Raw genomic sequence first — 14763 nt, 5'->3', positions numbered from 1 at the left:
ATCCTCAATTTCAAGGAATTTGTGAAATTGAATTACCCATCTTACCAAAATCAATATCACTCTTAAGAGACTCATTTTTAGAATTAAGATTTATTACATCTGATAAAGAATTAATGGCAGTCTCAATATTAGACAAACAAATGCTTAAAGGCTCCACAATATCTCTTTCCAAATCTATGTCACACACCTGTTTTAGCAAATCTCTAATCTCTCCCAAAAGCATCACATCATCACAAACATCATTCAATTTTATATTATCCAAATTAAAACTGGTATCTAAATCAAGACCATCATCTAAATTAACAGCACGCTTAATTCCTGCATTTCCACTTAAATCTAAATTTTTACTGAAAGTGCCACTGAAAGTGTCATTTAAAGGATCACTGAAAGTATTACTGAAAGTATCATTTAAATTTAAGCCACTTAAGGAATCCAATTTATTACCACCCAACATCAAATTTGCAAAAAGATTCGCAGTAGGTGCATCAAAGCCAGTACTCATAGGTAGTTTGAGTGGTGGAATTTTGAAAGACTGCTCTTTAAAACTACGAACAGGATCATAAGGCAAAGCAGAAAAGTTGTCTCTCTGAGAACTAGAAGACAAGGTATCATCACTAAATAGCTTGTAGATAACAGAAACAGCATCATTATTTGACTGATTTTTATTTTTAAAATTGCTTGCAAATTTAATCATGTCAAAAAGCATATCATTTGACTTTTCCCCATTATTTGGTAATAAACTTTCTGGTAAGAGTGATTTAAAACCAGCAGTTTGACGAATAAAATCATTAACATCCACCTGAGTATCAAATTTACCTGTATTTGCAAGCACGCTCTTGATCTTTTGTGTTTCAAATTTATCATAAGTAACATCATCAATTCCCAATGCAGAACCACCTTTTAAATATTCCAAACCATCAATCATACCAATACGTGCTTTGGAAGCTGAATTTAGATTTAAATATTTAAAAACATCTGAATATAGGGTATCTGCATTTTGTTTTGCATCCATATTTTTTGCATCAAATACATCCAAACCCAAATGAGGTGGCATATTTAAACGTGATAAATCCAGATGGGACTCATTTATATGTGACAAATTGGAACCAGGTAAATTATCAAGAGAAATAGGTATTGAAAGAGAGTCTAAAATTAAAGATTCAATTAAATCAAAATCACTATCCAATTCTTCACTAAAAGGACAAATATTTGGAAGCATCAATGATTTGGGCAAGCAATGTATAAAGCTTTCATCATTTAAGTCAAATTTTGATTTTAAATATTCATCCAATCCAATATTAAAATTAGAAGGCGGTAGAACCTCATTTACAGTATCAATGCCTAAATTCATAACAAATCTCCATCAACTCAATAAATTTGAAGTCAAAATACTTTCATACACTTCTTTTTTAAGCTTAAAATTGGCAATTTTATTGATCTCTATAAGCTCAGCATATTTATATTTTTTAATATCACCAAATGTACAAACCCCCATCAATACGGGAAAATAATATTTACAGGTTTCACTTCTCAAATATCTCAAATAACTCAAATACTCATTTAAAATTTCATTACGATTCATAAACTTTCCTTAAATTTTATTCATTAAATTTCATTTATAATTTTTTATAGTTTTTTATAATTTTTTAAAATCAACCAACTTCTCTTAACATCAAATCATCATAATTCCATCTCTCATCAATATATGAATATTTAACAAAAGTCCCACACGAATCTTGAAAACTTTCAAGATAAACCAAATTAGGTTTTTGCAAGCCTGCTATCTTTTCAACCAAAGAATACTCAATGGCAAACAGAATAGTGGGTAGCGAATATTTATATAAGAATGAATGCTCCTTATCACTATTAATGATGTCATAAAATTCATCAAAAAAAGATGGAGATATCATAAGGGAAGTTATTTTCTTTAAAGTATGCAAATTATTTAGTTCACGTCTTAAAGTTTCTTGATTTGAATCAAATCCCAAAATAGAATCCCAAGAATACATGGGAATATCTCTTACAACATATTCATAAGTTTTAAGTTTGGTTAAAATTTTAAGTTTATATCTCATAAATCAAATCCTATCGACTTCACAATTGATTGCATGAATCACAAAATTTACAGTATCACTGCTACTTGCATAAGTTCTACTTGGAATTTCAGAAAAAAATGCACTATTAGAAATAATCTTAAGTCCCATCTGGTCATTAAAAACCAATGATTTAAGCTTATCTCTTTTAAAATTTGAACCATAAAATTGCTCATTACTAAGTTTAGTTAAAATCTTATAATCAAATGATCCTTTAGTAATCTCTAAACTAAATATGTGAATAACGGTTCTTGGATCCCTAAAACTTGGAATTGGGATATTACGATCCTCAGTACTAGCAGTTGCCATAATATTTGGAGAAGTTGAGTATTGTAACTTACCCCTATCAATAAGCATACCTGCAAAACTAAAAAACACCAACTCTAATGAATAATAATCTTTCATCAATCAACCTCCCGTCTTAAATAATCATTAATATCGGAACTACTGATATTAAGTACAACACTCTTAAAGCTGTCATTATATTTAACGCTAATAGACAAATTCAAACCCAAAATATTATCTTTCTTAAGTGTAAATTTAATGTCACTGAAAGACACAACAAGTCCCCTTTCTTTAAATTCCTTAAATAAACATTCAAGTCCTGCTGTGTAAGCATTGGGTCTTCCATCGGCAAATTTTAATTCACCAAGTTTACTATTTTGCCTATTATTATGATTCCAAATACGAATAAGCTCACGCGTTGACTCATTTTTTAAGAGGTAGTACGTAAATGCCTCATCAATTGGCATTGATGAACAATCAACCGCCTCTTTAAACGCAAAGACGCCATCTCTACCAGTTTCATTCAATAGAGAATAAAAATTAATATTATTACGCCTTAAACTATCAATCAAGGTTGGATCATAAATTGGATTTGAGCGTAATGTCATTCCATAAGGATTTACAGAATGAAAAATGCTAGCCTCATATAAATACTTAGCTATAAATTTAAGATGCAAATTATCATGACCACTATCATAAATCAAAATAACACCATCTCTCTGGTCTAGTGGCAATACTTCCAAAAACTCAGGCAGTCTATTTAAATCTGTAAGGAATACTACAAATTTGACAAAACTTTTAACCAAATCCCATTCTGATTTAAAATTTTCCTTTAGCGTATCAACAAAAACGACAAACGCATATATATTTTTCTTTAAAAAGCTAACCACATCTTTTATATTTTTGTAAATAAAAAGATCAAAAGACTTAAGTCCCTCTTCATTAAAAAAATCACTGCTACTTTTGATCAAAAACTCAATCTGATCAGTAGCCAACTTAACTTTAACTTCATCTACCTTAACCTCATCTTTAACCTTAATAGAAGTCAAGGTATCTTGAAAACTTCCACCAGTTAAAACAAAATGACCTTTACTTAAAACATCACTCTTATAAATAAGCAAAGGACTATAATAACCAATGCTAGTTAATTTAACGCTATCTTCAATTAAGTTGACATTAATTGTATCTTGTGGCATATTATCTCCTATTTTTAAATTTAATTTTTAAGTTTAATTTAATTTTTAATTTATTTTTTTGTTATTCCATTTTCTAAAGTTATTAAATCTCTTTTATTTTCAATAACCTGTATATCTGCTCTGTAATTTTGACTAAATCCCAATACACCCTTAAGTCCATTACAAGAAGCATTAACAAAACCTCCATTTACCAAATCACTTGTGAATTTTAAATAATAATTTAAATGCAAAACATATTCCCTATCTGCTGCTATTGATTTTAAAAACTCGAATTTAAATGAATTATCATACAAAAATTCCAAAAAATACTCATAAATATTATGCAAACCAATATAAACCTTAAGTTCACCAACATCTCCAACAAGTCCAAAGAAGAAAAGCATAAATTTAAATCCAAATTCATTAACATTTTCATAAAAGCTTCCACTTTTTAAACCTCTACTACCCAATGAATCAAAACCTTCTGGTTTTATTACCAAAAGATAAGAACTCTTACTCCTAAGGTCATTTAAATACAAGGGCTTATAAGAATTTACAATCTTTATATTTAAAGAACGCTCTTTCAAATAATCTCTAAATTTAAACAGTATTTTTATCAAAAAATTTTGTGATTCATGTAAATTAAGTAACACAAATATTCTCCAAATTAATATTTAAACTTTAAACTTAAAATTTTAAACCTAAAGTTTAACAACTTACAGTTTTTTTAGCATTAAAACAGTATATCTAAATCTATGATCCAAACACAAATTAAAATGTCTACTTACACTTAAGATTTCCATCAGATCACTTTCCACCAATAATTGCTCTCCCGCATTAAAATCAACAACATCCAGAGTATAAGCTTTAGCATAAATTTCTTTGACAAATATATTAGAATTAAAGAGTTCAATATTATGCTCACCACTAAGAAAAAACACACCATCAAATTTAATAGGACTACTCTTGTCAATTTGAATTTCATAAGAAGAATCAACTCTATTTCTAACTAAATTTTTTTTTAATAAAAACATTGGTTGCGTATATCTTGCGATATTACGAATTATGGCTAAATTAATGGCATCCATCACACAACCCCAATTACAATATGTTTATTAGCCTTAATATTCTCAACAAGATTATCAAAAGCAAAACAAAAATCATTCAATAATTCACAACGCAATGAATAATCCGAATACTCAACCGATATTTCACCCAATCGCTCAGACTTAATTTTCCCCGAATCAAAATACAAAAGTTTTCCTCGCTTCTTAAGCTCACATCCAATAAAGTAATAAATAAGCAAAAACACATTACTTGAATTTAAATCTCTAAGTTCTAAACCTCTACTAAGCAAAACATCACTAAGCAAAAGAATATACAAATTAAATTTCGCAAAACTCAAATCCAAAGCATTAAGCATAAGCAATTCCAAAACCCTATTATAAATATCCTCTAAAATTTTATCCAAGTCCTCATTACTCATTATTAAATCCAAATTATTTTAAATCTGAGTATTGATTTTTCACTTGCAAGAATGCTACCAATAGAAAAGTCCAAAAAACTAGTTCTAAAATTGCTACTTGAAATCTGTGTATACGCATTTACAACTGGCGGATGCCCATCTTTTAAGAGTAAAAGCTTAGAACTTCTTGGATAAATTAAGATCTCATCATTCAATAAATTGGTAGTCTCAAAATCAATATCGGCATCATTATTTATTGCCCGCAGAGAATCAAACAACATGTCTTTATACGAATAATTATTATTGCTCAATCGCTCAAGCAATTTTGCCTTAACCTTGGGAGTTGTAAGAACTCTAAAAGGCACGTCTCGCTCATCTTCCAAATTGATATTATCAATCTCATCATTACAAGCCTTTATTAAATCAAAAATCCTAGCAACCTTAACACTTTTATCTATCTGTCCTGGAATATTAAGCAGTCCATACATAGTTTCTCGATTCAAATCATCAACCAAAAGAGTTCGCTCCTTAGAACCTGCAAAAGACAAACCACCTCTTAAATAATGCGAACTTAAAAGTCTATGTATTTGTGCCAATGAATACTTAAGTCCTTCTTTCATATTAATATTATTAACTGCCTGAATATCCAATTTGCCATCAGGCGCATAATACGTAAATGCATATTGAAAAGGTAAATAATTGACAAAAACAACCTGCCTTTTAAATTTAATAGTAGCAACGGTACTAAAATCATTTACCTTAAGTGTTGGCAAATCGATTATACTTGAGTTCCACTTAATAACTCGCTCACTTGCAAGTGATGCATCGCTAATCTCTATTTGCTCATCATCAAAAAAATGATAATACTCAGGAATTGGCTTATCAACAACAATAGAATCCCTTAGAGTATTTATAAATTCTTCATTATTAAATAAATTTTCATTCAATGTTCACTATCTCCTTAATTTGTAACTAATTTTTGACAAAACAATCTACAAAATTGCAGCAAAATTCATTCAAATAATTTATTTGTTACAAATAAATTTGACAAACCCATCTGACAAACCCATTTGGCAAACTCATTTGGCAAATAAATCTGCAATAAACTAGTTACCTCTATTTGCCTATAAAGGTTTACTTAAAAGCATCACTTTAACACCATAAGATCCTGGCTTGTCTTTAAATTCCAAAGCATCACTTAAGGCCATAGCATGCATATAAGTAGCCGTAGTCTTAACCTTTGTAAGAATGCCCATATCATCAAAAACCAATTTGTCACCAATCTTAATACTAGCCTCTGCCAATAAAACACACTCAAAACTATTTGCAATAGAAATTACTGTTGCCGTTCGTGTAAGATCATCATAATCTATACACACCCCATAAAGATCATTACCTCCACCACGTGACACACAAGGTGACATGACATCTTGAACAATCAGCTTAACCCCACGTTTATAGCAAAATCCAACAGCCTGATAATTTTCAAGCTTATCTGCCAAAGAATACTGCAATCCCCCTCTATGAACAAAATAAAAATCAGATGATTTAAGCTGAACGCCTCTGTCAAAAACGGCTGGATTTGTGGTATGTTTTTCAAGTTTCTCCAAAACTTCTGATTGCTTACCCGATTTTAAAGATGCAACTTCACTCTCAAGTCTCTTTTTTTCTCTGGTAAGTCTATTTACACTGGCTTCTAATTCGCTTTTATCTGCCATAAATACTCTCCTTAATGTATCTAATGTTTATTTATAATCTACTAATTTTAATTTAATTTAAAAAATTAAGACTAAACATTATAAAAATCTTGCTTAATCTGTTTCCATTCATTAAGAATTGCACGTCTTAAATCTTTATAATCTTTTAATCTATGATTTGTATTTCTTAAATTTAACACCTCCTCTTTATTGCCTTTATTAAAACTCATAAGACCATATGAATTATTGGTATTTTTAAATGAATCAATATTTACACTTGCAAGTCTTAGTAATATATCTTTAACCTGACTACTTAAATTGCGTATATCAAGCTTACCTGCAACTGCCAATATTTGCTTTTCATCAACATATTTTTTAATAAGCTCACATACTTGAATATCTAAAACCTCACCAAGTACATGACCTGCATTAATAAGTTCTTTTGTATTATAATTTAAACTTAAATTGTCATCAGCAAGTCTTGTAATCCAAACAGCCCTTGAAAGCAACTCATTATGATTGACATCATTGTTGATATTATTATCATAATTATTGATATTATGGTCAAGTTCATTATCAAGTTTATGTGTATTATCAATACTCAAATTTTGATTTAAAGCAATATTATTGCCATCTTCAAATTCTTCTTTTGCATTAACACCAGACGCTTCCATCAACCAAACCTCCTAAAATTAAAATGTAATTTACTATTTAAAAGTTCTATCTCATCATCACTTAAAGAATTTGACTTCAAAATATCCAGATATTTAGAATAAACATCAAGAAACACCTTATCTTTTTCCAATCTTTCTTTTTCGCTAAGTACAACTAGATCATTAAAATACATATTAAGCCTATAATACTTATTAAGCTTAAGATTAACCGAAAATGCTGCCGCTTCTTGAACAGTACGCAAAAAATCAATATAGTTAGTCCGATCTCCCTTGCCATCACTTCCCAAACCCTTTACCTGCTCATTAAAATTTCTAGTAAGTGGTTCTTTACTATCAGCTCCAATCTTTGCCTTTACAAGTTCAAATGCATCCTTTAAAAATGAGAGATCATATTTAATAACCTGCAAACTTGCTCCCTCATCTGCACTATAAAATACTCCATCATTATTAAGACCACTCTTTAGTCTTTCAATTACACGGCTAAGCTCAAAATCCACAGTTTCCAAATTTTGTTGCTTAGCATCATTTTTAAAAAAAGCAGAAAACAATCCCTTGCTCTTATTTTCAAAACCACTTATCTGGTCTTTGGCATTTTGCAAGGCATCCATAAGCCCAACCAACTGCTCATCCTTGTAAAACAAAAAATTATATTGTCCAATACGTTTTTCTATCTCGGCATATATCTGTTCCAATAGACAGATATCTAAAAGCAAGCTTTGAGTATAAACTGGTGTATGTTCACCCAGTACATGATCAAAATTTTCATGAATTATAACTCTACTTTTATGCAAAACAATAGACGTACCATTATCTTGGATGTACCTTAAATAATCACTACTCTGATCATCTCTTATTCGCTTATAATCCAAATACTTAAATCCAACTGGCAATTCATCATTAACAGCTCTACTTAAATCTTCATCTAAATCTTTAGGTTTAATTAAAATATATCCAGCACCATTAAATCTATAACTTATCATGGCCTCAAGAAGTGCATTTGAAAGTTCCAGAGCCAAAGATTGCAAATCATTAAAATCAACAGATTTTTTTACAAATTCCAATCCAATTCCACACTTTAATGCGTCTTCTGCTGAATTTTCTATATAATTCCTAAAAAACAATGAATACCTATAAAGATTTAATGGGTCTATCCTATATCTTTTAAATAATGTATATTCAAAATCATTCATCTCTTTTTTAAATGTCATACATTAATTATATCAATAATATTTAATCTTGTAAACTAAATATAATTAAATAATAAGTATAATTATTGTAATCTTTTATATCATGTCTATTCTAAAGCAGATATAACATATACATTATTAATATATATATTTTAAAAAAAAGGATACCCAAGACTCAAAGTCTCTGGGTAGCATACTTAAGATGATTGTTGACTCTTTGCATTAAGCAAAGATATCAATATAAATTTCTTTTCGCACTTTTAACGCAATTCTTCTTTAAGTTTAATAAAAGCAGGATCATTATTTTGAAATTTAGAGTCAATCTTCCATACTAATTCTTGCAAAAATTCAACTTCATCAGAAGTATAAACATAACGCATATTACCTGCCAATGCTTCAAAGAATGTTCTTATAGAGTTAGAATTACCTTTGTCAGTAAGAGCAAAATTAATTATAACTGAAATATCATCATAATTTTTAATATCACTAACAGACTTGATGTTGGATTTATATAAAACGCTATTTTGATCAGCTAAACCAAGCTCAATTAATTTCTTTATCTCTGCTGAATTTGAAGCATTGCTTTTCACATAGTCATAAAGCTTTTTAGTAGCTCGTCCCAAATCCAAAACTCTATACTCACCAGCAAGAGTATCTTCTTTTGCCTTAGTCATCAATTTTTCATATCTACGCTTAATCTCATCGTGATTAGGAAGATTTTTAGCAAAATCAATGGTATCTTTAATATGTTTTTCTAAGAAATTAAACATCTTTCGCTCATCTTCAGAAATATATAATTTTGAAGCCCTCTCTCCTGGACGAAGATCATAAAATTTGCAGTGAGTCCTAACAAGTTTTTGAGGAGTATTGTTATAGGTATTATTATAAGCACGTCTAGGAGCAACAGAAGCAGGTTTTTTAGCCTTTAGAACAGGAGCAGCAACAACTTGCCTAATAGAACCCTTAACATCGCCTTCTACCTTAGCAACCATAGATTTTAAATCGGAACCCTTAGCTGCAACTTGAGATACCTGAGGAACCAAAGCTTCTTGACCCTTATCTGCGTTACCAAAAACTTTTTCTTTAACACCAGAACTCAACTTGCCAACAAGCTCAGAAACTGATCCTTTCTCCCCAGCAGACACATCAAGCTTATCATCATCTTTTAAAACCTTAGACTTTCCTTCAGCATCAACAACAATATTTTTGTCCTTATAAACAAAAGTACCATCTTCGTTTAAAATAACAGCATTATCATGTTCATCAAAGTAATTGCCCTCTTCGTCAACATAATAATATTCATATTCAACATCTCCTTCAAGAAGACTATCTAAAAAACGCTCTGAACCCTCAATAATAGTCGATAAAACATCTCTCCCTTTACCATCTTCCCCTTTAAAATCTTTATCAAAAAATTCAGCCAAATTACAACTAAATGATAAGATAGTCAAGAGAGAAATAAAAATTTTACATATTTTCATTATTTTCCTCCTTACAAACTGAAATAAATTTTTAAATACTAAAGTCAGTAAATATACATCAATAAATTCAAATTTAAAGAATAGTCATATAAATCAGATTGATAAAATGGTTATTGAAATATTTCATACAAAAAAATAAGTTAAAACAATATACATCAATAGTCAAAGCATTTATGTTAAAACCATTTATTGTGCTATCTTTACTTACAAGATATATTTTTTAAAGGAAACATTATGCACAAATGGCTAAAACTGTTACCATACTATCTTTACTTGGATGCAATCCCAAATTTAATAAAAATCCTACTCAAAACATTACTCACCCTACACAAGCAACACAAGCAGAAAAACAAGAATCACAGGCTGCAACTATCATAAATCAACTAGACCAAGATGAAAAAGAGGCACTGGCATTCTTAAGAGATGCATTAAAAGACAGCACCATAGATGCAAATGTAAGCAAAACTCATACTGACAAAGAGATCGATGATTTTATAGTATATGCAGACGTAACTAAACTAAAAAAAGTGCTCGAAAATATTGTAAAAACTTTAAAAACAAAACGTGAAGCAGAAGATGCTATTGCAAAAATCACTACTGAAGATCAAAAAAATCAACTAACCAATCAATTACAGGAAGCAGAAAAACAATCTAAAACCATGCTTAAAGCAGCCAGCAGTAATGATTTTGACAGTATGTATAACAATCTTAAAGTAAATGATGATGCTAATCAGTTTGAAAATATCAAAAATCAAGCACAACAATAAAACCAATAAAATATTTAATTTTTAAACAAGTCCTCAAATAAGGATAATATCTAATTAATGAGAATGCTTTACTGGGTCTTAACAAGGATATTGTCATATCTAGATAATTATGATATACATATACGATAAACAATTTTTTTAAAAATGGAGAATATTTATGCAAAAACACTTATGGTTATTTATTACTTTATATTTATTAATGGGCTGTAAATTAGAAGTGCCAACACAAGATGGACAACAAAGCGACCATCCAAGTCACACAAAGCCCCAAACAACAGAAACGAGTTCATTAAAACAAAAGGACAAAACAACTGGTAATATAAACGCACAACTAGATGCACAAGAGGAGGATGCATTAAAGTTTTTATTACAAATCCTTAAGAATGACAAAATAAACCCAAATGGCAAAACGTATACAGATGAAGAGTCTAACAAACTCATAACGTATTTAAAACCAATAAAAATTAAAACAATGCTTGCAAATATTAAAGAAGCATTAGCACTCAAAAAAGATATAGAAACCAACTTAGCACTAATCCCCACTTACAGACCACAAAGAGATAAGTTGATCAATCAATTACAAACAGCAATAGATGAATACAATAAAAATCTTAAAACAGCTGCTGGTGAGGATTCTTTTGATATTATTGCGAATAAAATTCAAAACATATCTATTAATCAGCTTAAACAAATAGCAGAAGAAACAAAAGATGCCGTAGATATTACAAAAATAGTAGACTCTTTCAGCACTGAAATGTCAAATGCATTTGATTTCTTAGAAGAAACTTTAACAAATAATAATGCAGGAGATGCAACTTATACATTTGCACTATTTAATAAATTTATATTAGATATGGGCACAGACACAATGAAAGAAATGCTTAAAAATATTATGCAAAAAATCAAGAACGCATGTAATGCAGAAGACTTCATTAAAGAAATCGATGATCCAACACAAAAAGCCAATTTGGAAAGAGAAATAAAAAATGCCAAAGAAGAATATCAAAAATCAATTAGACAAGCCATTGGTAATGACACTTCTAACTCTAATACTGTTAAACAAAAGATTGAAGGAGTTCCATCTCCACAAAAATTTAAAACAATCAAAGATCAATCACAAAAGCAAATCCTTCAAGCACAAAGTCAAAAACGTACACCAAAAGATGGTATAAGAGATGTTCCAAACCCAATGGGATGAAAATATTATAAGCTTGTTGATAATTTTATGCACGATAACGCACCGATTATATACACTAGGTATTAAAAGAAAAGAGACTTTAAAGAATCTATAGCTATATGACAAAATTTTTGATACAAATTTAAGCAATAGATAAAATTGTTTAAACAAAACAAAATTAAATAAAAAATCTCCGTCTATTTCTAGACGGAGATTTTCAGATTAGCTAGACCAAACTTTAAAGATCAAAAGAATATTAGATATGCTAAATCCTTACTTATACAAATGACAAATTTAATCAACTAATAATATATCTAACCTAGATAGAACCATCAAACTGATTGTAGAAGGTCAACCTAACCTTCCAAGTAAAATCAAAATGAAATACAAAATAAAACACAAATGAACAACGGTTGCATTTTTACAAAATTACTAATATAATAAATAAACATTTATTTAGAAACCTGTTTAAAGCAATGTTGAGACGTTATTTGTTCGTATATTATGCACAAGTCAAAGAAAAGATGGGTTTACACGTATTGCTATATATGATTAATTGTGCTATGGGTAACTAAAATAAATCTTTAAGGAAATGGAGAATATTTATGAAAAAACACTTATGGCTAAGATATTTATGGCTGCTGATGATCTTATCTTTACTGATAAGCTGTAGTCCTCAAAAAACAAGAACTATCAGAAGTGCTGGTGACAATACTGGTGGTAATGGAAAATTAGATCCAAGAACAATATACGCACTACAAGAGAGTCAATCAAATGCTCATATAATGAGAGAACTGAGTTTAGCAGATAGGCTCATATTTAACTTTCTAGAATCAACCGTCAAAGATATGACTATAGCCCAAGATATCCAACCTTATCAGAAGATAAATGAATTTTCAATACATTTAAAAGCAGAAAAAATAAGAGAAATGCTTACACATATTAAGGCAAGATTGGATCTCGACGAAAAACTAGAAAAAGAAATAAAGAGAATGTTCAACGATGATCCACAAAAAACTGAATTCCAAAATAGATTGGAACAGGCAATGATCAATTACAAAGCAAATCTTAAAAGAGCTACCAATACAGATTCTTTTGATGAAGTTAAAACCAACATTGAAAATGTACCTATTGATGAGATAAGACAAATAGAGAAGGATATAGAGATTAACAAACAAATGACAAGTATAAGATTGCAGGTAGATACAGACAATGACATGGCATATGAACTTTTCAACGAAGCTTTAAAGGACCCTACTATAACAGTCAATGACCCCTATACAAATGAACAATATAATCAACTTTTAATCAATCTAAAAGCAAAAAAACTCAATGAAATACTTAAAAAGATAAGAAGCAAATTAACTCTTATAATAAGAAATACAAAAAATGAGCTTAAAAAAATCAGTGGTGATAATCAAGAAAAAGATCAATTAAAGAAAACGATAAAAGAAATCAGAAGAACTTATCAAATATCAATAAGAAAAGCTATTGGTACTGCTGATAGAACTGTTGCTGACAATGTTAAAATAAAAATTGAAAAAGTTGATCCTCCTAACGAGATCAACACAATTCTAAATCAAGCAAGACAAATTGTAAAAGATTTACAAAAAAATAAACCAGGAGGTAGCTCAACCAATTAAGTAATTAAATTATAATGCAAAACCAAAAGAACAAATCTTCATCTTACAGATGAAGATTTTAATTTATTTCAAGCATAATCAAACAATTAAATCAATTGTTGATAATATGTCAATCACAATTGTACAAACATAATACTACATTATAAAATTAGAGATAATATTGTTATACAACACGATATTATGATATATATAATGAGGTGAATTTGAAAGAATGTAAAATATTTATGCAAAAATATTTATGGTTACCCACTATTTTATATCTTATAACAGGCTGCAATCAGCAAAAAGAAAAGATTCCTACAGAAACAATAAAAGATAACATACCGGTACAACTAAACTCAAAAGAAAAGCAAGCATTAGACTTTTTAATACAAACTTTAACAGACAATTCAATAGCACCAGGTAGCAAAACTTATACACAAACAAAAATCAATGAACTTGTAACATATCTAACACCAATAAAAATTAAAGAAATGCTTAAAAATATGACAAAAATATTTGAAAACAACAAAAATATAGAAGACGATCTTAACAAGATATACGATCATGACCCACAAAAACCCATACTACATAAACGCTTCACAAAAATAATAAACGACTACAAAAAAAATCTTAAAATAGCTGCAAGCAATAATTCTTTAGACAAAATAAAAACCAATATTCAAAACATCCCTACCGATGAGATTATAGAGATAAAAGCCGAACTTAAACGGGCTATATCTGTACAAAAGATATTAGACAATCTAGATTATCATTACATAGGACACTTATTTTACCTAATAAAATCTACAACAGACAATTCCAAAGAAGAAAACCCCAAAAATATCTATGACTTATTTAATAAATTGGTAATAAATACAAACCCAAAAGACATTGAAGACATGTTTGAATACTCTAAAATCAATCATAAAAGCTATTGACGATAATTCAACCTCAAGTATTATCAATAAAATACAAAACCTAAATCACAGCAAGTTTACAATCATTTACCTTCAGGCAAAACATTATCAGCAATCATAATTAATAAAATACAAAAGTAAAATAAAAAAAACCTATAAACATACTTGTAATACAAAGCACACTACATTATGATATACATAGGAAAACTAAGTATTAATG

18 protein-coding genes are annotated in these 14763 nt (G+C 29.2%); 5 read left to right on the top strand and 13 right to left on the bottom strand.

Going from position 1 to position 14763, the window contains the following annotated elements; genetic code table 11:
* Positions 1 to 10: 10 nt before the first annotated feature.
* The 13 genes from U881_RS0106470 to U881_RS0106410 form a co-directional block, all read right to left on the bottom strand.
* Positions 11 to 1351, bottom strand: a complete 1341-nt coding sequence (locus U881_RS0106470) for a hypothetical protein (protein ID WP_024653718.1) — start codon at positions 1349 to 1351, stop codon at positions 11 to 13.
* Positions 1352 to 1363: 12 nt separating this feature from the next.
* Positions 1364 to 1582, bottom strand: coding sequence for a DUF1322 family protein (locus U881_RS0106465; RefSeq protein ID WP_024653717.1), 219 nt, complete (start codon positions 1580 to 1582; stop codon positions 1364 to 1366).
* Positions 1583 to 1652: 70 nt separating this feature from the next.
* Positions 1653 to 2075, bottom strand: coding sequence for a DUF1473 family protein (locus U881_RS0106460; RefSeq protein WP_024653716.1), 423 nt, complete (start codon positions 2073 to 2075; stop codon positions 1653 to 1655).
* 3 nt (positions 2076 to 2078) lie between these two features.
* A complete protein-coding gene (locus tag U881_RS0106455; protein ID WP_024653715.1) occupies positions 2079 to 2498 on the bottom strand; it encodes a DUF1463 family protein in 420 nt (139 codons plus the stop codon).
* A complete protein-coding gene (locus U881_RS0106450) occupies positions 2498 to 3574 on the bottom strand; it encodes a DUF787 family protein (RefSeq protein WP_024653714.1) in 1077 nt (358 codons plus the stop codon). Before U881_RS0106450 ends, U881_RS0106455 begins: the two co-directional genes overlap by 1 nt.
* Before the next feature lie 50 nt (positions 3575 to 3624).
* Positions 3625 to 4206: a DUF764 family protein gene (locus tag U881_RS0106445; RefSeq protein WP_024653713.1), complete on the bottom strand. Its 582-nt coding sequence runs from the start codon at positions 4204 to 4206 to the stop codon at positions 3625 to 3627.
* A gap of 63 nt (positions 4207 to 4269) precedes the next feature.
* Complete coding sequence (locus tag U881_RS0106440) at positions 4270 to 4641, bottom strand: hypothetical protein (protein ID WP_084538447.1); 372 nt, start codon at positions 4639 to 4641, stop codon at positions 4270 to 4272.
* Positions 4641 to 5039: a DUF3890 domain-containing protein gene (locus U881_RS0106435; RefSeq protein ID WP_235048145.1), complete on the bottom strand. Its 399-nt coding sequence runs from the start codon at positions 5037 to 5039 to the stop codon at positions 4641 to 4643. Before U881_RS0106435 ends, U881_RS0106440 begins: the two co-directional genes overlap by 1 nt.
* A 2-nt stretch (positions 5040 to 5041) precedes the next feature.
* A complete protein-coding gene (locus tag U881_RS0106430; RefSeq protein WP_024653710.1) occupies positions 5042 to 5965 on the bottom strand; it encodes a hypothetical protein in 924 nt (307 codons plus the stop codon).
* A gap of 177 nt (positions 5966 to 6142) precedes the next feature.
* The gene (locus U881_RS0106425) at positions 6143 to 6736 is read right to left on the bottom strand and encodes a DUF228 domain-containing protein (protein ID WP_024653709.1); all 594 of its coding nucleotides are present in this window, start codon (positions 6734 to 6736) and stop codon (positions 6143 to 6145) included.
* A 71-nt stretch (positions 6737 to 6807) separates the two neighbouring features.
* Complete coding sequence (locus U881_RS0106420) at positions 6808 to 7389, bottom strand: DUF1357 family protein (protein ID WP_235048144.1); 582 nt, start codon at positions 7387 to 7389, stop codon at positions 6808 to 6810.
* Positions 7389 to 8597 carry an anti-CBASS protein Acb1 family protein gene (locus U881_RS0106415; protein ID WP_038363909.1) on the bottom strand — a complete coding sequence of 403 codons (1209 nt, stop codon included), beginning with the start codon at positions 8595 to 8597 and terminating at the stop codon, positions 7389 to 7391. Before U881_RS0106415 ends, U881_RS0106420 begins: the two co-directional genes overlap by 1 nt.
* 239 nt (positions 8598 to 8836) lie before the next feature.
* The gene (locus U881_RS0106410) at positions 8837 to 10057 is read right to left on the bottom strand and encodes a hypothetical protein (RefSeq protein WP_024653706.1); all 1221 of its coding nucleotides are present in this window, start codon (positions 10055 to 10057) and stop codon (positions 8837 to 8839) included.
* A gap of 242 nt (positions 10058 to 10299) precedes the next feature.
* Between U881_RS0106410 and U881_RS0106405 the strand changes: the two genes are divergently transcribed.
* The 5 genes from U881_RS0106405 to U881_RS11590 all read left to right on the top strand — a co-directional run bounded on the left by U881_RS0106405 (position 10300) and on the right by U881_RS11590 (position 14564).
* Complete coding sequence (locus tag U881_RS0106405) at positions 10300 to 10824, top strand: BTA121 domain-containing protein surface lipoprotein (protein WP_024653705.1); 525 nt, start codon at positions 10300 to 10302, stop codon at positions 10822 to 10824.
* Positions 10825 to 10981: 157 nt separating this feature from the next.
* A complete protein-coding gene (locus tag U881_RS0106400) occupies positions 10982 to 12022 on the top strand; it encodes a BTA121 domain-containing protein surface lipoprotein (RefSeq protein ID WP_024653704.1) in 1041 nt (346 codons plus the stop codon).
* Positions 12023 to 12505: 483 nt separating this feature from the next.
* A complete protein-coding gene (locus tag U881_RS13780; protein WP_152520702.1) occupies positions 12506 to 12553 on the top strand; it encodes a KxYKxGKxW signal peptide domain-containing protein in 48 nt (15 codons plus the stop codon).
* Between the two features lie 53 nt (positions 12554 to 12606).
* Positions 12607 to 13644, top strand: coding sequence for a BTA121 domain-containing protein surface lipoprotein (locus tag U881_RS0106395; RefSeq protein ID WP_024653703.1), 1038 nt, complete (start codon positions 12607 to 12609; stop codon positions 13642 to 13644).
* Positions 13645 to 13847: 203 nt separating this feature from the next.
* Positions 13848 to 14564, top strand: a complete 717-nt coding sequence (locus tag U881_RS11590; RefSeq protein ID WP_024653702.1) for a BTA121 domain-containing protein surface lipoprotein — start codon at positions 13848 to 13850, stop codon at positions 14562 to 14564.
* The last annotated feature ends 199 nt before the right edge of the window (positions 14565 to 14763 follow it).

The organism is Borrelia persica No12, from assembly GCF_000500045.1.
GTDB lineage: Bacteria > Spirochaetota > Spirochaetia > Borreliales > Borreliaceae > Borrelia > Borrelia persica.
The sequence above is the reverse complement of the archived record's forward strand: the minus strand, read 5'-3'. Positions and strand labels throughout refer to the sequence as shown.